18 protein-coding genes and 1 riboswitch are annotated in these 23,306 nt (G+C 63.7%); of the genes, 3 read left to right on the top strand and 15 right to left on the bottom strand.

What is annotated here, in order from left to right:
* Nucleotides 1-74: 74 nt before the first annotated feature.
* The 11 genes from aspS to cobO form a co-directional block, all read right to left on the bottom strand.
* Nucleotides 75-1,832: an aspartate--tRNA ligase gene (aspS, locus tag VMA74_RS14200; RefSeq protein WP_325368045.1), complete on the bottom strand. Its 1,758-nt coding sequence runs from the start codon at nt 1,830-1,832 to the stop codon at nt 75-77.
* 339 nt (nt 1,833-2,171) lie between these two features.
* On the bottom strand, nt 2,172-2,480 hold the full coding sequence (locus tag VMA74_RS14195) for a zinc ribbon domain-containing protein (RefSeq protein ID WP_325368043.1): 309 nt from the start codon (nt 2,478-2,480) through the stop codon (nt 2,172-2,174).
* Between the two features lie 88 nt (nt 2,481-2,568).
* Nucleotides 2,569-3,291, bottom strand: a complete 723-nt coding sequence (locus tag VMA74_RS14190) for an adenosylcobinamide-GDP ribazoletransferase (protein ID WP_325368041.1) — start codon at nt 3,289-3,291, stop codon at nt 2,569-2,571.
* A complete protein-coding gene (locus tag VMA74_RS14185; protein WP_325368039.1) occupies nt 3,291-3,842 on the bottom strand; it encodes a histidine phosphatase family protein in 552 nt (183 codons plus the stop codon). The genes VMA74_RS14190 and VMA74_RS14185 overlap by 1 nt, the downstream gene beginning before the upstream one ends.
* Nucleotides 3,832-4,881 carry a nicotinate-nucleotide--dimethylbenzimidazole phosphoribosyltransferase gene (gene cobT, locus VMA74_RS14180; RefSeq protein ID WP_325368038.1) on the bottom strand — a complete coding sequence of 350 codons (1,050 nt, stop codon included), beginning with the start codon at nt 4,879-4,881 and terminating at the stop codon, nt 3,832-3,834. The genes VMA74_RS14185 and cobT overlap by 11 nt, the downstream gene beginning before the upstream one ends.
* The gene (gene cobU / locus VMA74_RS14175; RefSeq protein ID WP_325368036.1) at nt 4,878-5,399 is read right to left on the bottom strand and encodes a bifunctional adenosylcobinamide kinase/adenosylcobinamide-phosphate guanylyltransferase; all 522 of its coding nucleotides are present in this window, start codon (nt 5,397-5,399) and stop codon (nt 4,878-4,880) included. Before cobU ends, cobT begins: the two co-directional genes overlap by 4 nt.
* Nucleotides 5,387-6,859 (bottom strand): cobyric acid synthase, encoded by a 1,473-nt coding sequence (locus VMA74_RS14170; protein ID WP_325368034.1) that lies wholly within the window; start codon nt 6,857-6,859, stop codon nt 5,387-5,389. The genes cobU and VMA74_RS14170 overlap by 13 nt, the downstream gene beginning before the upstream one ends.
* Nucleotides 6,856-7,839 carry a threonine-phosphate decarboxylase CobD gene (cobD, locus tag VMA74_RS14165; protein WP_325368032.1) on the bottom strand — a complete coding sequence of 328 codons (984 nt, stop codon included), beginning with the start codon at nt 7,837-7,839 and terminating at the stop codon, nt 6,856-6,858. The genes VMA74_RS14170 and cobD overlap by 4 nt, the downstream gene beginning before the upstream one ends.
* A complete protein-coding gene (gene cbiB, locus VMA74_RS14160) occupies nt 7,832-8,746 on the bottom strand; it encodes an adenosylcobinamide-phosphate synthase CbiB (RefSeq protein WP_325368030.1) in 915 nt (304 codons plus the stop codon). The genes cobD and cbiB overlap by 8 nt, the downstream gene beginning before the upstream one ends.
* The gene (locus VMA74_RS14155; protein WP_325368028.1) at nt 8,743-10,035 is read right to left on the bottom strand and encodes a cobyrinate a,c-diamide synthase; all 1,293 of its coding nucleotides are present in this window, start codon (nt 10,033-10,035) and stop codon (nt 8,743-8,745) included. The genes cbiB and VMA74_RS14155 overlap by 4 nt, the downstream gene beginning before the upstream one ends.
* Nucleotides 10,032-10,634: a cob(I)yrinic acid a,c-diamide adenosyltransferase gene (cobO, locus tag VMA74_RS14150; protein ID WP_325368081.1), complete on the bottom strand. Its 603-nt coding sequence runs from the start codon at nt 10,632-10,634 to the stop codon at nt 10,032-10,034. The genes VMA74_RS14155 and cobO overlap by 4 nt, the downstream gene beginning before the upstream one ends.
* 127 nt (nt 10,635-10,761) lie before the next feature.
* Nucleotides 10,762-10,975, bottom strand: a riboswitch (cobalamin riboswitch).
* Nucleotides 10,976-11,229: 254 nt separating this feature from the next.
* Between cobO and VMA74_RS14145 the strand changes: the two genes are divergently transcribed.
* Nucleotides 11,230-13,737 (top strand): TonB-dependent receptor, encoded by a 2,508-nt coding sequence (locus tag VMA74_RS14145; RefSeq protein ID WP_325368026.1) that lies wholly within the window; start codon nt 11,230-11,232, stop codon nt 13,735-13,737.
* A 273-nt stretch (nt 13,738-14,010) separates the two neighbouring features.
* Here the strand turns inward: VMA74_RS14145 and clpB are convergent, their stop codons facing one another.
* The 3 genes from clpB to rluD form a co-directional block, all read right to left on the bottom strand.
* Nucleotides 14,011-16,593, bottom strand: a complete 2,583-nt coding sequence (gene clpB, locus VMA74_RS14140; protein ID WP_325368024.1) for an ATP-dependent chaperone ClpB — start codon at nt 16,591-16,593, stop codon at nt 14,011-14,013.
* A gap of 145 nt (nt 16,594-16,738) precedes the next feature.
* Complete coding sequence (pgeF, locus tag VMA74_RS14135; protein ID WP_325368079.1) at nt 16,739-17,485, bottom strand: peptidoglycan editing factor PgeF; 747 nt, start codon at nt 17,483-17,485, stop codon at nt 16,739-16,741.
* Between the two features lie 14 nt (nt 17,486-17,499).
* Nucleotides 17,500-18,474 carry a 23S rRNA pseudouridine(1911/1915/1917) synthase RluD gene (gene rluD / locus VMA74_RS14130; protein WP_325368022.1) on the bottom strand — a complete coding sequence of 325 codons (975 nt, stop codon included), beginning with the start codon at nt 18,472-18,474 and terminating at the stop codon, nt 17,500-17,502.
* 179 nt (nt 18,475-18,653) lie between these two features.
* Here rluD and VMA74_RS14125 point away from each other — a divergent pair, with 179 nt between their 5' ends.
* On the top strand, nt 18,654-19,514 hold the full coding sequence (locus tag VMA74_RS14125; protein ID WP_325368020.1) for an outer membrane protein assembly factor BamD: 861 nt from the start codon (nt 18,654-18,656) through the stop codon (nt 19,512-19,514).
* A gap of 115 nt (nt 19,515-19,629) precedes the next feature.
* Here the strand turns inward: VMA74_RS14125 and VMA74_RS14120 are convergent, their stop codons facing one another.
* Nucleotides 19,630-21,267 (bottom strand): NAD+ synthase, encoded by a 1,638-nt coding sequence (locus VMA74_RS14120; RefSeq protein ID WP_325368018.1) that lies wholly within the window; start codon nt 21,265-21,267, stop codon nt 19,630-19,632.
* A 400-nt stretch (nt 21,268-21,667) separates the two neighbouring features.
* On the opposite strand from VMA74_RS14120, the gene VMA74_RS14115 reads away from it, so the two are divergent.
* The coding region (locus VMA74_RS14115) for a hypothetical protein (RefSeq protein WP_325368016.1) at nt 21,668-23,306 on the top strand (1,639 nt) is incomplete at its 3' end.

Below are 23,306 nucleotides of genomic sequence, written 5' to 3'. Positions count from 1 at the left end.
CGTAAATCGGAAATCGTGAAGAGCGGGCAGCACACGCTTGCGCTAGGCCGCGCTGACGATTTCCGGCTCGCGATTTACGATTTACGCACATCCACATGCAGTTCCTTCAGTTGCGCCTCGCTCACCAGCGAGGGTGCATCGGTCATCAGATCCTGCGCGCTGGTGGTCTTGGGGAAGGCGATCACGTCGCGGATCGATTCGGTACCCGCCATCAGCGCCGCGACGCGGTCGATGCCGAACGCGATGCCACCGTGCGGCGGCGCGCCGAACTTCAGCGCCTTGAGCAGGAAGCCGAACTTCATCTCGGCCTCTTCCGCGCCAATGCCGAGCAGTTCGAACACCGCGCTCTGCATGTCCGGGCGATGGATACGGATCGAACCGCCGCCGATCTCGTTGCCGTTGAGCACCATGTCGTAGCCGCGGCTCACCGCATTCGCGGCGTTGGCGCGCAGATCAGCAATATCGTCCACCTTGGGCGCGGTGAACGGGTGATGCAGGGCGACGAAGCGTTTTTCTTCCTCGTCGTATTCGAACATGGGGAAGTCAGTGACCCATAGCGGCTTCCAGCTGTTTTCCACCAGGCCACGATCCTTCGCCACCTTCAGGCGCAGCGCGCCCATGAAATCGGTGACGGTTTTCCATTTGCCCGCGCCGAGGAACACCATGTCGCCCGACTGCGCGCCGGTGACCTTGAGCACGGCATCGAGCGCGGCATCGTCGAGAAACTTCGCCACCGGCGAGTTGACGCCTTCGCGTCCCTTGGCAAGGTCTTCCACCTTGATCCAGGCCAAGCCCTTAGCACCGTACTTGCCGACATATTCGGTGAGCTGGTCGATGTCCTTGCGGCTGAGCGTGGCGCCGCCCGGCAGACGTAATGCCGCCACGCGGCCGGCCGGATCGTTGGCCGGCTCGGCGAAGACCTTGAATTCCACGTGCTTGAGCTTGTCGGCCACATCGACCAGTTCCAGCGCAATGCGCAGGTCCGGCTTGTCGGAACCGTAGCGGCGCATCGCCTCATCCCAGGTCATGCGCGGGAACGATGCGGCCAGCTCCACGCCAACCACTTCTTTGAACACGTGGCGAATCATCGCCTCGACGAAATCCTGCACGTCATGCTCCTGCACGAAGGCGAATTCCATATCCAGCTGGGTGAATTCCGGCTGGCGGTCGGCGCGCAGGTCTTCGTCGCGGAAGCAGCGGGCGATTTGGTAGTAGCGGTCGAAGCCGGCCATCATCAGGATCTGCTTGAACAGCTGCGGCGACTGCGGCAACGCGTAGAACTGGCCCGCGTGCACACGGCTGGGCACCAGGTAATCGCGCGCGCCTTCCGGCGTGGCCTTGGTGAGAATGGGTGTTTCCATGTCCTGGAAACCGCGCGCGTCGAGGTAGCGGCGCAGCGCCTGCACCAGCTTGATGCGCGTGCGCATCATCTGCTGCATCTCGGGGCGGCGCAGGTCGAGGTAGCGGTAGGTCATCCGCATGTCCTCGTTGGGATGCTCGTGCAGCGCGAACGGCAGATCCTTCGCGGCGTTGAGAATCTCCACCTGATCGGCCAGCAGCTCCACCGTGCCGGTCTTGAGCTTGTCGTTGGCCGACAGGCGCTTGCGGAGGCTGCCGGTGACGCGCACGCAGTATTCGTAGCCCAGCTCGCCGGCCACGGCGAACGCTTCGGCATTCTCGCGCTCGATCACCACCTGGGCGATGCCCTCATGGTCGCGCAGGTCGACGAAGGCAACGTGGCTCTGCAGGCGTAGGGTGTTCACCCAGCCGCACAGGGTAACGGTCTGTCCGACCAGCGACTCGTTGATGAGGCCGCAGTAATGCGTGCGCATGCGCTTGATGCTCCGGGCCGCCGAGGCGGCGAATCTGGCGTGGAAAAGGCCCGGAATCTTAGCACTACCGCCGTGTGGGCTCCCTCTCTTCACCGCCAAGCGCCATGATGCGCTCCCTCCCCTGCGACAGTAGGGGATGGCTGGGGTCCGGTTGCGTGGGCTTTAGCGAACAGCCGAATGTCGCCATGGCTTCTATCGCAAAAAACATAGCGCAGCGACGTATGCTCCCAGCCGCTCGCTGCGCTCGCACCCCACCCTAGCCCTCCCCTACTGTCGCAGGGGAGGGGACGCATCCTGGCGAGCATGGGTTGCGCTTAAAATTCAGTGCCCTTGGGGGCATCAGGTCGTCGACGTAGGCGCCGGTGTGGCCGCCGGTGCTGGTGCAGGCGACAGACTGGCGCTCTTTTCCGATGGCGTGCTGGTGTTGGCCGCGGCATCCCCGGCCAGGTTGCGCTTCTTGTCGCCGTCCTTCTTGAAGTCGGTTTCGTACCAGCCGCCGCCGGCAAGGCGAAACTGCGGCGCGCTGAGCTGACGCTGCACTTGCTCGGCACCGCAACTCGGACAGGTAGACGGATCGGGGTCGGACAGTTTTTGCAGACGGTCGAAACGATGTCCGCAGGCATTGCATTGGAATTCGTAGATAGGCATAGGGAAGGCTCCGCAAGACTCCATCGGGGCCGATGGCCGCGGGTGATTATCGGGACAGAAACGCCAATTTCAACCGAACTGGCCATGTTCAGCGTACGGCCAAACCCACCAGCACCGCCACTTCCATCATCTCGACCAGCGCGCCAGCCGTATCGCCGGTGCAGCCGCCCAGGCGATGGAGGCAAGCCTGCCGCCACAGGCCAAATACCGCCGCGGCAAGCAAAAGCGCCAGCAGGCTGCGTCCGCCAAACAGCACGCAGGCCAACCCTGTGAGCAATAACGCCAGCCCGGAGGGCCGCCGGGGGGCATCGGTCAGCGCCGTACCCAGGCCGCCGCTACGTACATAAGGCGTGGTGAGGAACAGCGCAGTGAGGCCAGCACGCGCCAGCGCCGACGCCAGCAGCAGCGCCGCCCAGGGCGCTGGCCCCGCGCTCGACAGCGCAGCGCATTTCAATAACAGCGCCAGCACCAGGGCCACCACGCCGGCAGGCCCCGAGCGAGGGTCTTTCATGATCGCGAGCGTCTTTTCGCGATCGCCCATGCCGCCGATCCATGCATCGGCGCTATCGGCCAGACCATCCAGGTGCAAGGCGCCGGTCAGCGCCACCCAGGCAGCCACCAGCAGTGCGGACGACAGCAAGGCCGGCGTATCGCGCAGCAACCACGCCAGCACGCCAAGGATGAGACCGATCAGCACACCGACCAACGGATACCAGGCGAGCGACGCCGCCTTGGCCTGCGGGTCGTCGTACGCATGCGCTGGCACCGGCAGCCGCGTCAGGAATCCGATGGCCAGCAGCAAGGCGCGCATTACGCCGATACCGCGGCAGGCCAAGGCAAGGGATGCAGCGAGGCATGCGGCACCTCGATGCCGGCCATGTCGCCGTACGGGCGTTGTTCGACCCGGCAACGCAGCAATCGAATCGCCCCGCCGTGCGTGATGACCAGCACACGCCGCCCACGCGACGCCAGGGCGATCTCGTCCAGCGCGGCACACAGGCGATCATGGAACGCCGCAAAGCTTTCGGCGCCCGGCGGCGGATGCTTTACCGGATCGGCCCAGAACCGTGCCAGCGCATCGCCCTGCTCTTGCGCGATGCGTTCGATCGGCACGCCTTGCCACGCGCCGAAGTGATATTCGGCAAGCCGTGCATCGATGCGCAGCGGCAAGCCGCGCGCCTGCGCCAGTTCGCGCGCAAACGCCGCGCAACGCTGCAAGGATGAGGCAACGATGCCATCCCACGTGCGCCCTTCGACCGCCGTGCGCAATTGCGACCAGCCCAGCTCGCTCAGGGCGTCGTCCAGTTGGCCGCGATAGCTGCGCTGTCCGGTATCGCCATGGCGCAGGAGCTCAATCGACATTGGACACACCGGCTTGTTCGAACGTCGCCATGCCGTTGTGCAACGCGCAGGCAAGCCGCAGCAGCGGCACGGCGATCGCTGCGCCGCTCGCTTCGCCCAGGCGCAAGCCCAGGTCGATCAGCGGCTCGGCCTGCAGCGCCGTCAGCAGCCGCGCGTGGCCGTGCTCTTTCGAACGATGGGAGAACAGCAGCCATGGATGCACCTGCGGCTGGATCGTCACCGCCGCCAGTGCGGCAGTGGTACTGATGAAGCCATCCACCAGCACCGGCATGCCCGCCTGCGCCGCGGCCACATAAGCACCGACCAGCGCCGCGATCTCGAAACCGCCCAGGCAACGCAATTGTTCCAGCGCCGTGCTGGCGCTGGCGTGCAGCGCCAGGGCGCGTTCGAGCACGCTCACCTTGTGCTGGATACCCGCGGGATTCAAACCGGTACCAGCCCCCGCGAGGCTGGAGGGCGGCGCCTCGAGCAAAGCACTCGCCAGCGCCGCAGCGGAGGTGGTGTTGGCGATACCCATTTCGCCGCCGATGAACAATTGCGCGCCGGCCTTTTGCGCCTCCCGCACGCTGTCCGCGCCGGCCGCGAGTGCGGCGTCCAGTTGCACCTCGCTCATCGCCGGCCCATGACAGAAATTCGCGGTGGAAGGCGCGATGATCACGCGGCGCACGCCGGGAATCTCGCCCGGATCATTCACCGTGCCCAGGTTCACCACGTCCAGCTTTGCATCCAGGTTGCGCGCCAGCACGCTGATCGCCGCACCGCCGGTGGCGAAGTTGCGCACCATCTCTCCGGTCACGACTTGCGGGAAAGCCGAAACGCCTTCCGCCGCCACGCCGTGATCGGCCGCGAACACGCTGATCCATACGCGATCCGCCGACGGCTGCAACGTACCTTGCAATGAAGCCAGCTGGATCGCTGCCGCTTCCAATATGCCGAGCGATCCCGGCGGCTTGGTCAGTTGCAATTGATGCGCACGCGCCGCGTCGGCCGACTCGGCATTGGGTTGGGCACAAGGTGCAGAAAGCCAATCGAGGCTCATGGCAAAATTCCTTTGAGGGCAAGAGGTAAACCGGCGGCGACGAACAGCACGCGTCCGCTGAGCGTCGCAAGGGATTGATGCAGGCGTCCGGCTTCGTCGACGAAACGGCGCGTCAATTCGCCCAGCGGCACGATGCCGAGGCCGACTTCGTTGCTGACCATCAGCAAGTCGCCCGGCAACGTTGGCAGTGCATCCAGCAGACGGGCTCGCTCGCGTTCAAAAGCATGCTCATCGCCATGGCCAAGCACATTGCTGAGCCACAGCGTAAGGCAATCAACCAGGATGCAGCGATGCGCACGCGCGTGCTCGCGCAGCACATCGGCAAGGTGGATGGGTTCCTCCACGCACAGCCATTGTTGCGGCCTGCGCGCGCGATGATGAGCGATGCGTGCCGCCATTTCTGCATCACCGGACTGGGCAGTGGCGACATAGACCACTTCGCGTCCACCTTCCACGGCCAGCCGCTCAGCCAGCGCGCTTTTGCCGGAACGGGCGCCGCCGAGGATCAAGGTACGCATGCAGTAATCCCTAGCCATTGTTCCAGCCGTTGCGTCTGCAGCTGCGCTTCGACCGTATCGGCGAGGCGTTCGATACTCGCTTCGCGCAAGGCGCGTACGTCCACCATGGTGGCGTGACGCAAGCCCGCCCAATGCAGCACGGCCGATAGCGCCTGCGGATCATCGAATAAACCGTGCAAGTAACTGCCCATCACCTGGCCATCCGTCGATAGCGCGCCATCGCAACGGCCATCATCAAGGCGTGCGAAGGGATTTGCCAGGGCCGCACCGTGGCTGATACCGCAATGGATTTCATATCCCTGCACGCTGGCCTCGGCCAAGGCCAGCCTGCCGTGCACGCGGTGCAGCTGTTTCACCGGTGCCAGCGTGGTTTCCATTTCGAGCCAACCCAGCCCGGCACTGGAGCCGGGCTCGCTTTCGATGCCTTGCGGATCATGCACGGCGCGCCCCAGCATCTGCAGGCCACCGCAGATGCCGAGCAGCTTGCCGCCATAACGCAGATGCCGCGCGATCGCGACATCCCAGGCTTGCGCGCGCAACCACGCCAGGTCGCCTCGGGTGGATTTGGAGCCTGGCAGGATGATGAGATCGCACGCCGGCATCGCCTCACCCGGCCCCACCCATTGCAGGTCGACATCCGGATGCGCACGCAGTGCATCGAAGTCCGTGTGATTGCTGATGCGCGGTAACGCTGGCACCACCACGCGCAAGCTTGCCGCGGGTTTATCCAGATGCTCACGCGGCAAGGCGTCTTCGGCTTCGAGTTGCAGACCATGCAGATACGGCAACACGCCGATCACCGGCTTGCCGGTCTCTCGCTCCAGCCAATCGAGCCCCGGCTGCAGCAACGCCAGATCGCCACGAAACCGGTTGATCACAAACCCCACCACACGCGAGCGCTCGCTCGGCGACAACAAGGCCAGCGTACCGACAAGGTGCGCGAACACACCACCGCGATCGATGTCCGCGATCAGCAGCACCGGGCAATCCACCGCCTCCGCGTAGCCCATGTTGGCGATATCGCGGTCGCGCAAATTGATCTCGGCGGGGCTGCCTGCGCCTTCGACGATCACGGCATCGCAGGCATCGACCAAGCGTTGGTGCGATGCCATCACGGCGTCAAAGGCGCGGCGCTTGTACTCGTGGTAATCACGCGCATCCATGTTGGCGACCGGATGGCCGTGCACAATCACCTGTGCGCCCACATCACTGTTCGGCTTCAGCAAGATGGGATTGAAATCGATGCTCGGTTCCAGCCCGCAAGCCTGCGCCTGCACCGCCTGCGCGCGGCCGATCTCGCCACCCTCCACCGTCACCGCCGAATTCAAGGCCATGTTCTGCGGCTTGAACGGCGCGACGCGCAAGCCACGCCGATAAGCCCAGCGGCACAATGCGGTCACCAAGGTGCTCTTGCCGGCATCGGAGGTGCAGCCTTGCACCATCAGCACGCGCGCCGTCATCGCATCACCTCAGCCAGCGCCTGATCGAGGCGCGTGAAGGCGAATTCATCGGGTGGCAGGCCGAAACGCAGGCTGGGTGGCATGTCGAACAGGCGCGTGAGAATGCCTTGCTCCGCCAGCGCTCGATGCACGCGCGCCGCTTCATCGCTGCGGCACCACTGGAACAGACCGCAACCCGCAGCAGGCGCCAAGCCATGTCGCGCCAGCAATGCCGCCAGGCGCTCGCTCGTCTCGCCTAAGCGAGTACGCGCCTGTGCATGCCATGCGCGATCGGCCAAGGCTAGCCGCAATACATGGCGCGTCGGCCCGCTCAACGTCCACGGCCCGAGCTGTTCTTGCAGGGCATCGAGCAAGGCCGGCACAGCGCACACGAACCCTGCCCGGGCGCCCGCCAGGCCGAAGAATTTGCCGGCCGAACGCAACACCACCAAGCCTTCGCGCTCCGTATGACGGCACAGGCTCTGCTGCGGCGTGACATCCATGAACGCCTCGTCGATCACCAGCCAGCCGCTGCGTGCTGCCAGTTCGGCATGCACGCTCAGCAGCGTGGCCGGATCGAAACGCTCGCCACCAGGATTGTTGGGATGGATCAGCACCAGCACATCCCACGCGGCGGCCTGGGCCAACAACACGTCCGCCGCCTGCGTCGTCACCTGATGGCCGGCGTGCCGCCATGCATGGGCATGCTCCGCATAGCCCGGCGCGATGATGCCCACTCGCGATGCCGGCCGCAGCAAGGGCAAGGCTTGAATCGCCGCTTGCGAACCGGCGACCGGCAACAGATGCGGGGCTTCGTAATACGCACGAGCCGCTTCGATCAAGCCGTCGTCATCCTCGGGCAGGCGCCGCCAGGCTGAGGACGGAATATCCGGAACTGGCCATCCAAACGGACTGATGCCGGTCGACAGATCCAGCCAGTGGTCCAACGGAATGTCGTATTCCTGCGCTGCGCGCCGCAGGCGCCCGCCATGCTCAAGCATGCGCGCCTCCCACCAGTCCTAGCAGCAAGGCCGCCACCAGCCAGAGCACCACCCCACGCTGCAGCAGTTGCAACGCGCGATGGATGGCATGGGCATCGGGCGTTGCGCCTTCGCCCAATACAGGACGCGCCTCCCACACGCCGTGGTAAGGCGCCGCACCGCCCAGCTTCACTTGCAGCGCGCCGGCACCTGCTGCCATGACCGGCCCGGCATTGGGGCTATCCCATTGCGGCGCCTGGGTGTGCCAGCAACGTAACGCGGCCTCGAAATGTCCGCACAAGGCATACGTGAAAGCCGTCAGCCGCGCCGGTATGAAATTCAGTACATCGTCGATACGCGCGGCGGCCCAGCCGAACCGTTCATAGCGTGGCGTGCGGTAGCCCCACATGGCATCGAGCGTGTTGGCCAAGCGGTAAAGCAACGCCCCCGGCGCGCCCAGCACGGCAAACCAGAACAACGCGCCGAACACGGCGTCGTTGCCATTTTCCAGCACGGACTCGGTGGCCGCCGCTGCAACCTGTCCGGCATCCAGCGGCGAGGTATCACGGCTGACCATGCGCCCGACCGCATGGCGCGCCTGATCCAGTTCGCCGGCCGCAAGCGCATGCGCCACCGGTTGCGCATGCTCGGCAAGACTGCGCAAACCCAGCGCTGCGTACAGCACGATCACGCCCACGCACCAGGCAGACCAGGCTGGCAGATAGCGCTGCAGCAGGGCTAACAGCGCCACGCATGGCAGCACTGCTAATGACCAGGCGAGCAAACCATTCACCCGCCGGTCCACATGCATGCGCTGCTCGATCCACCCCGCCATGCGGCCGAACGCGACCAGTGGATGGCCGCTGCGCGGCTCACCCAGCAGGCGATCCAGCAACACGGCAGCAAGCATGGCCAGCGCTGCGCTCATGGCAGGAACAACTGCAATGCGGCGCGCGCATGGAAAGGGAAATACAGATGTACGAAGCTGGCGGTCAACCGCTTGTCGCGATAGACCGCCTCCTTGCAAGGCCCGTGGTTCGGGTTGAAGGCATGCGCGAGCGGCGGCGCATCGATGGAAGCCTGCGCATAGTGGAAAGTGTGCCCGCGCAACTCGCCTTCCGGCAGCACAACGCCTTGCAGACCCAGCGCTGCCAACCTGGGTTGCATCACGGCATGTCCCGACAGCAGGCCGGCCATACTGGCGGAGTGGCCTTCCCGATCGGCCAGCGAATCGAGTGCAAACAGCAAGCCGCCGCATTCGGCAAGCATCGGCTTGCCGGCATCGCGATGCGCATGCAAGGCCGCATGCAGGTCCTGCCGTTGCGACAAGGCCTGCAAGTGCAATTCCGGATAACCGCCGGGAAGCCATACGGCGTCGCACGCCGGCAAGGCATCCCCAGCCAAGGGTGAGAAGAAGCACAGCTCGGCGCCGGCTTCGCGCAGCAGATCCAGATTGGCCGGATAGAGAAAGCAGAACGCATCGTCGCGCGCCACGGCGATGCGCTTGCCTTGCAGCAGGGGCGGAACGGTCTCCACAGCGGGCGCTTCGAATGTCACCGGCGGCGGCAATGCCGTCGCGGCATGCTTTGCCCACGCTGCAGCCAAGCCATCGAGGCGCACATCGATATCGGCAAGCTCCCCGGCGGAAACCAGGCCAAGGTGCCGTTCCGGCAAAGCGAGCCGGTCTTCGCGCGAGAGTGCACCCAGCCAATGCAGCGAGGGCGGCAAGCTTTCCCGCAGCAGTTGCGCGTGATACGCGCTGCCGATGCGATTGGCCGCCACGCCATGCATCGACAATCCCGCACGGTAGGTCGCCAGGCCGCCGGCAAGCGCACCGAAGGTTTGCGCCATCGCCGAGCCGTCAATCACAGCCAGTACCGGCAAACCTAATTGCATCGCGAGATCCGCGCTGGAAGGCGCACCGTCGAACAAGCCCATCACGCCTTCCACCAGGATCAGATCCGCCCCGGCGGCCGCGTCGAACAAGCGCCTGCGCACGTCCGTCTCGCCGCACATCCACAGGTCGAGCTGATAGGCCGGTGTGCCCGCTGCGCGCGCGAGCACCATCGGATCGAGAAAATCCGGCCCGGTCTTGAACACGCGCACACGCCGGCCCTGTTGCGTATGCCAGCGCGCCAGGGCGGACGTCACGGACGTCTTGCCCTGCCCCGACGCGGGAGCGGACACCAGCAAGGCAGGGCAGCGGCGAACGCTCACAGCTCGACGCCCTTCTGCGCCTTGATGCCTGCATCGAAGGCGTGCTTCACCACGCGCATGTCGGTCACCGTATCGGCAACCGCAATCAGGCCATCGGGCGCGCCGCGTCCGGTGATCACCACGTGCTGGCGCGGCGGACGCGCGGCCACGGCTTCCAATACCTGCTCAAGCTGCACGTATTGCTTCACCAAGGCGATATTGAGCTCATCCAGCAGCACGAAGTCATACTTCGGATCGGCCAGCATGCCGGCCGCCACGTTCCATGCCGCCTGCGCCGCGGCGATGTCGCGCGCCTTGTCCTGAGTTTCCCAGGTAAAGCCCTCGCCCATCACGTAGTAGTCGAGCTGGTCGCCGGCCAAGCGACGAAAGAACGCTTCCTCGCCGGTGGAAAAAGTGCCCTTGATGAATTGCACCACGCCACACTGGAAGCCATGCCCCAGCGAGCGCGCCAGCATGCCGAAACCGGACGAGCTCTTGCCCTTGCCGTTGCCGGTGTTCACCACCAGCACGCCACGGTCGATGGTGGCGCGCGCGATCTTGCGATCGACCAGTTCCTTCTTGCGCTGCATGCGTTCGCGGTGGCGCTCTTCCGGCGTCATCGTGTCGCGTGATGGGTGATCGCTCATCGTTTCCTCCATCGCCCGGCACGCCGCCAGGCATCACTAGATCAGAAGGAAGACGACCGGTACCGGTACTGACGCAGCGGCCCGACACGGCCCTCCGCCTGTACGGTTTCAACCTGGGCCGGTCTCCGGGCTTGCGAGCGAAGGGCTGAACCTTCCGATCCGCGCCTTCCCGTGCAAGCACAGTGGCCATGTGCGAATCGCGTTGCTCGCCTACCGTTGCGGGGGCAGCTCCGGCATGGCCGCGCAGGCGGCGCACCGGATTCCCGTTTCAACTGGCGGCCTAGCCGCCAGCCACCTCAGGCCGCAGCATCTTAGAGCGTGCCCTGCGGTGTGCCTAGCGAAATGTGCAGCACTCCATGCAGTGCTGCTACACGATCCCTACACCGCGGCATAACGATGCTGGTGATGGAAACAATCGCATCGGAATTCGAATAAGCACATGTCAAATATGGATATTTCCATTCGGACTTTTAGCTGCCCAATGATCTATTGCGACCAGGGGGCACCGTCATTAATCTGAAATTTGCTGCCACGCAGCAACAACAAAAAGCTAGGGGAAACATCCGCAATGACCAACGACTACATCCGGCCCGATCAGGGCAGGCCTCGGCAGAACGATTCCGCCCGCAACGCGACCGCACTGCTCACCGCTTCCCTCCTGCTTGCACTCGCATCCAGCGCTGCTGCGCAAGACGCAACGCAAAGCAACGCGGCACCCGCTCCCGCCACCAACGCAAAAAACCTGCAAGCGGTGATCGTCACCGGCACCCGCATGCAGAACCGCACCGACAGCAGTTCGCTCTCGCCGATCGACGTGGTGCCGGCTTCGGCGCTGCAAAACACGGGCACGACCGAACTTTCCACGGCACTGGCGCGGCTGATTCCATCGCTGAATTTCCCCCGCCCTGCCGCCACCGACGCGACCGACTCGCAGCGCCCCGCTACCTTGCGCGGCCTGGCACCGGACGAGGTGCTGGTGCTGGTGGACGGCAAGCGCTGGCACAGCGGCGCGATGGTGAATGTGGATGGCACCATCGGCCGCGGCTCTGCGCCGGTCGATCTGAACACCATTCCCATGTCCGCGATCGACCATATCGAAGTGCTGCGCGACGGCGCGTCCGCACAGTACGGCTCGGACGCCATTGCCGGCGTCATCAACATCATCCTCAAGCATGGCGCTCAGGGCGGTTCGGTGGAACTGGACAGCGGCCGTTACCAGCGCGGCGGCGGCAAGCAATGGCAAGGCTCGGCCAACGTCGGCATTCCGTTGAACGGCGACAAGGGCTGGCTGCGCTTCACCCTGGATGATGGGCATCAGGATCCGACCAATCACGGCGGTGTCGATGTTCGCTATCCGCAGCTGGGCGAAAAACAGGTGTTCGGTGATCCCACGGTAAGCGAGCACAACCTGTTCCTGAACTCGCAATACGACATCACCCACGACATACAGTTCTACGCATTCGGCAGCTATCACTTCCGCAACGGCATCTCCGATGAGCTGTACCGCAATCCGTTCGGTTATCCGTCGTCGATCAAGTCCTCGCTCGATGCGCTTTATCCGGACGGCTACCAGCCTTTGCTGCAATCGCGCAGCACCGATCAGCAACTGGTCGCTGGCGTGCGTGGCACCACCGGCGGCGGCTGGCGTTGGGACGTCAGCGCCAACTACGGCGGCAACCGCGTCTCGCTCGACACCCTGCACACCGCCAACTACGCCTATCTGCACGACTTCGGCCAAACGCCCACCAGCTTCTTCGATGGCATCGTCTCCACGGCGCAGCAATTGGTCGACGTGGACATTGCCAAGGATTTCAACCTCGGCTGGCTGCCCAATCCGGTGACGGTGGCCTTCGGCGGGGAATACCAGCGCAACACCTACCAGATCAAGGCGGGCGATCCATCATCGTATTACGTGGGCGCCTCGGGCCTGACCGGCAACGCGCAAGGTTTCGGCGGCTACAGCCCGGTGAACGTCGGTTCGTGGAGTCGCAGCGACGTCGCGCAGTACGTAAGCCTGGAAACCAACCTCACCGACAAGCTAGGCACCTCGTTCGCGGTGCGGCACGAGGATTACAACGACTTCGGCAATACGGTGTCCGGCGCCCTCGCCGGCCGCTATGACTTCACCGATCGCTTCGCCTTGCGCGCCAGCGTGTCGAGCGGCTTCCGCGCCCCTTCGCTGGCCCAGGAAGACTATTCGCAGATCGGTTCGGCCTATCTCACGCCGAGCAGCGCAGGGCCGGGCATTGCCCCAGGCATCTATCAGACCGGCCTGTTGCCGGTGAGCAACCCGGTGGCGCAATTGCTGGGAGCGCAGGCATTGCGGCCGGAGCGTTCGCACAACTACACCGTGGGCGCGGTGTTCAATCCGATCGATCCGCTGACCCTGACGTTCGATCTCTATCAGATCAACATCTACAACCGCATCGTGCTTTCCAGCACGCTGAGCGGGCTCAACCGGCCGATCGTGGTGGATTACCTGGCCGCCAATGGCATCACCGACGTGGCTTATAGTTCGGCGCAGTACTTCACCAACGCGGTGAATACACGCACCCAGGGTGGCGACCTGGTTGGCAGCTTTCGTGCCAACCTCGGCGGCGGCGTGTTGGACAGCACGCTCAGCTACAACTACAACCGCACGCAAGTCACACATGTGGCGGCGAATCCGGCGCAACTGGATGCACTGGGACTGCAACTGCAGCGCGTGACCTATCGCGACATCAAGGGTTTGCTGGCCAACTCCACGCCGCGTAGCAAGCTGATCCTCAACGAGAACTACGCGTTGGGTCACTGGGCGTTCAACGGCAACCTCACCCGCTACGGCAGCTTCACGGCCTACAGCAACAGCTCCTACCTGCTCAACCAGACTTACAGCCCGCAATGGGTACTGGATGTGGCCGGCAGCTACAACCTGGAGAACTGGACCTTCATGCTCGGCGTGAACAACGCCACCAACAGCTATCCGGACAAGACCATTGCCGCCAACAACAACGACGGCACCATTCCTTACTCAAATTTTTCCCCCGCGGGCTTCAATGGGCGTTACTATTACACCAAAGTGATCTATCACTGGTGATCCAACAAGCCCACTGCCAAGCCTTACATGCGTTGCATGCATGAAAAATCCCGGCCAACGAGCCGGGATTTTTTTATGCGTGCGCGGGATGCATGCAACGGTAGCGAAGACAGCAATTCGGCTACACCGCATGCGCTGCATGCAAACTTGCCGTCCTTGCGCCAGGACGTGCTTGCATGAGCGGGCGTAGCCATCCGGCCCGTAGGCTGGATGAAATCCCAGCATCGCCATGCAGCGAATGCTGGGAATTTCACTTGCCTGATAGATCTTCAATCACAGCTTGCGGAACACCAGATGCCCGCCTTCCGCAGCCACTGCGATCGTGTCGCCCGACAAGAAATGCCCTTCCAGGATTTCCTTCGCCAGCGGGTTCTCCAGCTGCTGCTGGATGGCCCGCTTGAGCGGGCGGGCGCCATAGACCGGATCGAAACCCACATTGCCGAGCAGGTCCAACGCCTTGTCGTCGATCTCCAGCTTGAGCTGGCGTTCGGCCAGGCGCTTTTCCAGATAAGTGAGCTGGATCAGCGCGATCTTGCGGATCTGTGATTTCTCCAGCGGGCGGAACACCACCAGCTCGTCCAGGCGGTTGATGAATTCCGGCCGGAAGTGCGCCTGCACTACGCCGAGCACCGCAGCCTTCATCTGCAGGTAATCGGCCTCGCTATCGCCCGCATTTTCCTGGATGAGCTGGGAGCCGAGGTTGGAGGTCATCACGATGACGGTATTGCGGAAGTCCACGGTGCGGCCCTGGCCGTCGGTGAGGCGGCCATCGTCCAGCACCTGCAGCAGCACGTTGAACACGTCCAGGTGTGCTTTCTCCACCTCGTCCAGCAGGATCACGCTGTACGGGCGGCGGCGCACTGCTTCGGTGAGGTATCCGCCCTCTTCGTAACCGACGTAGCCGGGAGGCGCGCCGATCAAACGCGCCACGGAATGCTTTTCCATGAACTCGCTCATATCGATGCGCACCATCGCTTCCTGCGTGTCGAACAGGAATTCGGCCAACGCCTTGCATAATTCCGTCTTGCCTACGCCGGTTGGGCCGAGGAACAGGAAGGAGCCGTACGGGCGATTGGGGTCGGACAGGCCCGCGCGAGCGCGGCGGATCGCATCGGAGACAGCCCGCACCGCTTCGTCCTGGCCGACCACGCGCTTGTGCAGGGAATCCTCCATGTGCAGCAGCTTTTCGCGTTCGCCTTCCAGCATCTTGCTGACGGGGATACCGGTCCAGCGCGAGACGACTTCGGCGACCTCCTCCTCCGTCACGCGGTCCTGCACCAGCTTGAATTCCTGTTTTTCGGCCGCCTGCGCGGCGGCCAGCTGCTTCTCCAGTTCCGGCAGGCGGCCGTACTGGATCTCGCTCATCTTGGCGTAATCCTGCCTGCGATGCGCGGCTTCAAGCTCCACGCGGGCCTGCTCGATCTGCTCCTTTACCTTGGTCGCTCCCTGCAGCGCAGCCTTTTCCGACTTCCATACTTCATTGAGATCGGAGAACTCCCGTTCCAGCTTGGCGATGTCGTTGTCCAGATCCGCCAGGCGCTTCTTGGATGCTTCGTCGGTTTCCTTCTTCAGCATCTCGCGCTGGATTTTCAGCTGGATAAGGCGGCGCTCCAGGCGATCGAGCTCTTCCGGTTTGGAGTCGATCTCCATGCGGATGCGCGACGCGGCTTCGTCGATCAGGTCGATGGCCTTGTCCGGCAACTGCCGATCGGTGATGTAGCGATTGGACAAGGTCGCAGCAGCAACGATCGCCGGGTCGGTGATCTCCACGCCATGATGCATGGCGTAACGCTCCTTCAGGCCGCGCAGGATCGCGATGGTGTCTTCCACGCTCGGCTCGCCGACGAACACTTTCTGGAAGCGGCGCTCCAGGGCGGCGTCCTTCTCGATGTATTTGCGGTATTCGTCCAGCGTGGTCGCGCCGATGCAATGCAACTCGCCGCGTGCCAGCGCGGGCTTGAGCATGTTGCCGGCATCCATCGCGCCTTCGGCCTTGCCGGCGCCGACCATCGTATGCAGTTCGTCGATGAACAGAATAATCTGGCCTTCGTTCTTGGACAGGTCATTCAGCACGGCCTTCAGGCGTTCCTCGAATTCACCGCGGAATTTCGCACCGGCGATCAGCGCGCCCATGTCCAGTGAAAGCACGCGCTTGTCGCGCAAACCCTCCGGCACTTCGTTCTTGATGATGCGCTGGGCCAGGCCTTCGACGATGGCCGTCTTGCCAACGCCCGGTTCACCGATCAACACCGGGTTGTTCTTGGTGCGACGCTGCAGCACCTGGATCACGCGGCGGATTTCCTCGTCGCGACCGATCACCGGATCGAGCTTGCCGCTCTCCGCGCGCGCGGTGAGATCGATGCAGTATTTCTCCAGTGCCTGACGCTGGTCTTCGGCGTTCTCGCTCTGCACCTTTTCGCCGCCGCGTAGCTTCTCGATCGCGGCTTCCAGGTTGGCCTTGGTGGCGCCGGCCGCTTTCAGTGCAGCGCCCAGGTCGCCCTTGTCTTCCAGCGCCGCTAGCACGAACAGTTCGCTGGCGATGAACTGGTCACCACGTTGCTGCGCGAGCTTGTCGGTCAGGTTGAGCAGGCGCGTCAGCTCGTTGCTGGCGTGGATGTTGCCTTCCTGGCCGCTGACTTTCGGCAGGCGATCGACCAGTTCGAACACGCGCTGGCGAAATGTCGGCACATTGACGCGAGCCTGCGTGAGCAGCGGCGCAGTGGAGCCGCCCTGCTGATCGAGCAAGGCCGCCATGATATGCACCGGCTCGAGCATGTTGTGATCGCGCCCCACGGCCAGCGATTGCGCATCGGCAAGCGCCTGCTGGAAACGCGAAGTGAGTTTGTCCATTCGCATCGGAGTATCCCCAAAAAGGTTTTGGCGGACCTGCCGCCACTGCCCGCAGAGATGCGGACGCTGCGAAGTGATTCAAGCAGATTCTAGATGACCTCCGGTAAGACATTCAGCGGTAGGTTGGCGGTGAGGCGTAGCCGCCCCCAGCCTACGGCTCCAGCCAGATCAAGCTGGCAAACCGCCCGCTGCGCGCGCCGTCGCGCCGGTAGGAATAGAAGCGCTGATCGGTGCGGGTATCGAAACCGCCACCGTAAATTCGCGTGATACCCGCCGCCGCCAAACGCTGCCGCGCCAAAAACGCCAGGTCGCACCGCCAGTGGCCAGGACGCGTCGCCACGAAGGCGGATGCCGCGGCAGGGTCGTGCTGAAGAAACCCCTTGCGCACCTCCTCGCCTACCTCATACGAAGGCCCGCCGATGCACGGTCCCAACCAGGCCAGCAGGCTCGCTGCCGGCCGCTGCATTTGCGCAACGGTCTCTTCCAGCACGCCGGCCGCAAGTCCGCGCCAACCAGCATGTGCAGCACCGATGGTGCCGCCGTCATCGGCGCAGAGCAGTACCGGCAGGCAGTCGGCTGTGAGAATAGCCAGCACCGTGCCGGGCAAATGCGACACCGCCGCATCTGCCTCCGGCTCATTGGGACTCGGCAATGGACCCAGTTCCGCCACCGTGGTGCCGTGCACCTGCCGCAACCAGCGCGGCTCCGCCGGCAGCGCCAGCGACTGGCGCAAGGCGCTGCGATTGCTGTGCACCACCTGCTCACCTTCGCCGCTGCGCAAGCCGAGATTGAAACGCCGGAACGGTGGTTGCGAAACACCCGGACCGTCACAGGTACTCACGGCCGAGTGCACGCCACGCGGGGCGGGCCAATCGGGAAACAACCAGGCATCGGTCATCGAAGGCACGCCGGTTACTCGCTGGGACCGTTGACCGCAAGGTCGCTGCGCAGTGCGGCGATCAGTACATCCACGTCCTCAGGACGTGGCGCTTCGAATGACAACGCTTCGCCGGTGACGGGATGTTCGAACGACAACCGCTCCGCATGCAGCGCCTGCCGCCGAAACCCGCGCAAGCCGGCGACCAGTTCCGGCGTGGCGCGCTTGGGCAGTTTCAAACCTCCGCCATAGAGCGGGTCGCCGACCAGCGGATGGCCGATATGCGCCATGTGCACGCGAATCTGGTGCGTGCGCCCGGTTTCCAGATTGCACTGGATCAGGGTATGGGCGCGAAAACGCTCGCGCAGGCGGTAGTGCGTGATGGCGTGCTTGCCGTCTTCTTCGTCGCGCACGGCCTGGCGTAGGCGGTCGCTGTGATGGCGACCGATCGGCGCGTCGACGGTGCCGCCGGCAATCAGGGGACCCAACACGATCGCTTCGTACTGGCGCTCGACATCATGGCGCGACAGCATGTCGACCAAGGCAGTGTGGGCGGCCAGGGTCCTGGCGACGACCATCAGGCCGGAGGTGTCCTTGTCCAGGCGATGCACGATGCCTGCGCGCGGCAGCATGGCCAGCGCCGGGTCGTGGTGAAGCAGCGCATTGAGCAACGTGCCGGCCGGATTGCCGGCGCCAGGGTGCACCACCAGGCCGGCCGGTTTGTTCAGCACCAGCAGGTGTTCGTCCTCGTGGACGATGTCCAGATCAATCGCTTCGGGCGCGCTGGAGACTTCGGTTTCCAGTTCCGCTTCCAGCCGCACCTGCTCGCCGCCTTTGAGCAGCTGGCGCGGCACGGCCGGCGCACCGTCCAGCGTCACCGCGCCGGCCTTGATCCAGGCAGTCAGACGCGAGCGGGAGTAGTCCGGGAACATCTCGGCCAAAGCCTGGTCGAACCTGCGACCTGCCGCCGAGAGTGGTACCACGGCCTCGTGACGGATTAGGGTTGTCATGGGGACGGGACTCGGGAAAGGGCCCGCAAGCCAGTCACCCCATTGCCTGCACCTGTCATCCACCTTCCAAGAAAAGCAACCCCGCCGATGCCGTTTTGCCGAGTCCCGAGTTTCGAGTCCCGAGTCCCGGCTCTATCAGCTATCATCCCTTTTTGCTCAAACATCTGAACCCCTACCTCATGCGCGTAACCAAGCTGCCGGCCGCCCCGACAACTATCCTCAAAGCATTGATCGTGCTGGTCCTGGCACTGACGATGAGCGCCTGCTCATGGTTCCGGCATGGTGGCGATCCGCTCGATACCCTGCCGTTGCCGCAGCTTTACGCCAAGGCGCATACCGATCTGGAACATGCCGACTACTCGGCGGCCGAGAAAGCGTACCAGCGTCTGATCGCCCGTTTCCCGTCCGGCCCGTTCAATGAGCAGGCCCAACTCGAACTGGCTTATGCGCAGTACAAGAACAACAAGCCGGACGATGCCTACTCCACGGTCAACCGCTTCATCAAATCGAACCCGCTCAATCCACACGTGGATTATGCCTACTATCTGCGCGGCCTGATCAACTTCGACCGCACCGCGGGGTTCATCGAGCGCACTTTCAGCAGCCAGGAACTCGGCAAGCAGACGCGCCGCGACCAAGGCTATAACCTGAAGGCCTTCGACGATTTTGCGGAACTCAGCCGCCGCTTCCCCGATAGCGCCTACGCCGCCGACGCGCGCCAGCGCATGATCTATCTGCGCAACGTGCTGGCCCAGTACGAAATCAACGTGGCCGAGTTCTACTTGCGCAACAAGGCCTATGTGGCGTCCGCCGATCGTGCGCAGTACGTGATCGAGCACTATCAGGAGTCACCGGAGGCTGGCGATGCGCTCGCCATCATGTGCCGCAGCTACCTTGCACTGGGCCAGAAGCAGCAGGCCGAGCAGGTGCGCCAGGTGCTGACGCTCAACTATCCGCATCATCCGTATCTGAAAGACCCGAAGTGGCCGCACTCGCCGTCGCTGATACGCAAGATGATTCCGTTCTCGGGTCACTATTGAGCAAGCGGTTTCCTTACGAAAAAGCCGGTGCGCGTCGAGCCACCGGCTTTTTCTTTTGCTTGCTGCCTGGGATTGCATTCCCGGCCAACGCGGTTGAACAGACCTGCCTTGCTCGCTACTTCCAACCCGAAGTAATGGGATAGCGTCGCTCGCGGCCGAACGCACGTGTCGTCACACGTGGGCCGGGCGCCGATTGGCGCCGCTTGAATTCATTGACCAGCACCAATCGCACGACGCGATGCACGGTGGCCTCGTCATAACCTGCCGCGACGATTTCCGCCTGCGACTGCTCTTCCTCGATGAAGCGCGCAAGGATGGCATCCAGCTCGTCGTAGGGCGGCAACGAATCCTGGTCGGTCTGGTTTTCGCGCAGTTCGGCGGAAGGCGGACGTTCGATGACGGCCCATGGAATCACCCACGCATCATCGCCCTGCTTACGCTGTTCGGCCAGGTTGCGCCAACGTGAGAGCCGATACACTTCGGTCTTGTATACATCCTTGAGCGGCGCATAGGCGCCGCACATGTCGCCGTATAGCGTGGCGTAACCGACTGCCATTTCGCTCTTGTTGCCGGTCGCCAGCAGCAGGCGGCTGTGCTTGTTGGACAGCGCCATCAGCATCACGCCGCGTGTGCGCGACTGCAGGTTTTCCTCGGTGACATCCGGCTGCTTGCCTTCGAACACGGGCGTGAGCGACGCCATGAAGGCATCGTAGACGGGCTCGATTCCTATGACATGGTATTGCACACCGAGTCGCTCCGCCTGCCCGCGTGCACCGTCGAGCGAGAGCTGCGAGGTGTAGCGCATCGGCATCATCACCGCGGTGACGCGGTCCGAACCGAGGGCATCCACCGCCAGCGCCAAGGTCAGCGCGGAATCGATGCCGCCGGAAAGACCCAGCAACACGCCACCGAAACCGTTCTTGTCGATGTAATCACGGATGCCGCGTACCAAGGCGGCATACAGCGTGGCTTCGCGCGAGGTATCCGGCACGGTCGGCCAGTCGCGCGCATGCAGTGTGCGGGTAACGGGATCGAAATCCGCCCACAGCAGTGCGTCCACGAAGGCGGGCGCACGCGCGGCGATGCCGCCGTCGCCATTCACCAGCAAGGAGCCGCCGTCATACACGACTTCATCCTGCCCGCCGATCAGATTGAGATAGACGAACGCGCAGCCGGTTTCCTTGGCACGCGCGACCAGCACCTCTTCGCGTGTGGCCTGCTTGCCATCGTCCCAGGGCGATGCGTTGATCACCACGATCAATTCCGCTCCCGCTGCCGCGGCAGCAGCGGCAGGTTCGGCCTGCCAGACGTCCTCGCAGACCAGATAACCCACGCGCACGCCTTCGACGACCGCCACCGCACTGGTTCGGCCGGGGCGGAAATAGCGCTTGTCGTCGAACACGCCATAGTTCGGCAGAGCTTGCTTGTGCGTGATCTGCACGATCTCGCCGCCGCGCAGGAAGGCCGCCGCGTTGTAAACCTCACCCAGGCTGTGCGGAAAGCCGACGATGGCGGCCAGGCCGTTGGTATCGGCGGCCAGTTCCTGCATCGCATCCTGGCAGGCGGCGAGAAAACTGGGCCGCAGCAGCAAATCCTCCGGCGGATAGCCGCTAAGCGCCAGTTCCGGGAACACCGCCAAAGCGGCGCCGCCGGCCCGTGCGCGCGCCATGAGCTCACGTATCTTGGTGGTATTGGCGGCCACTGCGCCGACGGGGAAATCGTATTGAGCCAAAGCCAGGCGTAGGGCAGCCATGGGTTGTACTTGTCCGGGATCGCGTTGGGAGCTTATGGCGGCACGCTGCCGGCCATTCAAGCTGCCAATGGTAATTGAATGCTCACGCTCCGCCGACGGTTACATAACGATGCGGGACTTGAGCCCCGGATTCAAATGAGTCTGGTCGGACTCAGCGGTCCTGGGATCTCATCAGGCTTTCGCGGCGGCATGCGGGTGGCGGCCACTCGGCGGATCGCAAAACGGGCGTGTGCGATGGCGGCACGGCGAAAACACGCCTATTTGGCGCACAAACAAAAGCTCCACGTTTGTATTGAGAGGATGCACGGTGCGTCAAGGCTAGGGGAGCTCACTCATGCGGTCCCGCCACGGTCTTTTCACAAATGGATGTGCGACGCAAGTCGAGGCGGACTGGTACGGAGTGTTTTCCTGTTCCCATCCACGCCTTACCCCACCAGCATCACGCCACGCTCTCCTTCACTCACGCGGCCTCCCCTGCCTGCTTAGTCTGTGCATCGCACAGGTTCTGCCTTGCAGCTACGCCCAGGAAGTCGCGGTCACCAACGGCGAAACCATCGATCTACTGCAGCAGAACTACTCCACCACCGCGCCAGGACCGGCAGGCATCGTACTTTATGCCGACGGCACCAACTCTACGACCGGCCGGCCCAGCACCATCAATGCCACCTCGGTAACCATTTTTTCTTTGGGCGACGACGCTTATGGCGTGGACGCGGAAAACGGTGCCCACGTCAATCTCACCGGTAGCGGTCTTACGGGGGAGGTCGTCATACGAACCAGCGGCAACAACGCATCCGGCATCGTCGCCAGGGGCGCAGGCACGCAGGTGATCGCCGACGATGTTTCATTTGCCACATCAAGTCTCAATTCCCGCGGGTTCGACGTCTTCACCGGCGCCAGGGTGGACGTCACCGATTCCAGTATCACGGTAAACGCTGGATCGGGCATCGATTCGGAAGATCCCGGCACGATTGCCTTCATCAACGGAGGGTCCATCCATGCTAATGGGGCGACCGGCGAAGCGATGGCCCTGCGCAACGGCGGGACCATTGTAGGCAGCGGTGTTGTTGCGGAAGGCACCGGCGCGAACGCAAGGGCATTGTCGTCGTATTCGCAGGGCGTGGGTGTCATCAATACGGCAACACTCACCCATAGCGAATTGACGTCGACGCAGAACGGCAATGCCATCGACATCTTCGGCGGCACCACTGATATCACGTTGCAAGGCACCACCGTCACCGGCGCAACGGGAACAGCCATGGACGTGGAGGATGTAGCGGGTTCTCCGGGAAACGCCGTACTCGATGCCACACGCAGCCTCATCCTCGGCAATATCAATGTGCGGAACAATCTGTATTCCGCCGGTGGCGACAGCTTCGTTACTGTTCGCTTGAAGCTAGCCTCAACGCTGGCCGGATGGGTGCGCGATGTCAACGACATGGAGATCGACGGTCTCAGCCAGTGGCTGATCCCTGCCAACTCGCGTATCAACGGCAGCTTGCAGAACGCGGGTAACATCATCTTCCAGCCAAGTGGCTCGAACATCCTGGCCCTGGACATTGCCGGTCCGCTGATCAGCAACAGCGGCAGCTTCACGGTGAATACCGATTTGAGCAGCGGCATCGAGCGCTCGTCGGATTTGATCGTACTCGATGGTCCCAATGCCCATGCGAGCAGCGGCAAGAGTTACCTAAGGGTCAATGCGTCGGGGACGGCGGACGTATTGCCCGGCAATGGCATTCTGATCGTCGAAGCGATCAACGGAGCAAGCACCGCGCCGACGGCTTTTGCCCTTGCCGATCCGGTGGTACGCGGACCGTTCGAGTACGACTTGTTTCGAGGCGATCTGGCGGGCACCGCGCCGCATAACTGGTATTTGCGCGATACCGTGCCGGTGCCTACACCGGCGCCGACGCCGAGCCCGACTCCTGCTCCTGCTCCGACTCCTGCTCCGACTCCTGCGCCGACTCCTGCGCCGACTCCGACTCCGACTCCGACTCCGACTCCGACTCCGACTCCGACTCCGACTCCGACTCCGA

The organism is Dyella sp. (assembly GCF_035508675.1).
Lineage (GTDB): Bacteria > Pseudomonadota > Gammaproteobacteria > Xanthomonadales > Rhodanobacteraceae > Dyella_B.
This window is presented reverse-complemented; position numbering and strand designations above follow the sequence as displayed.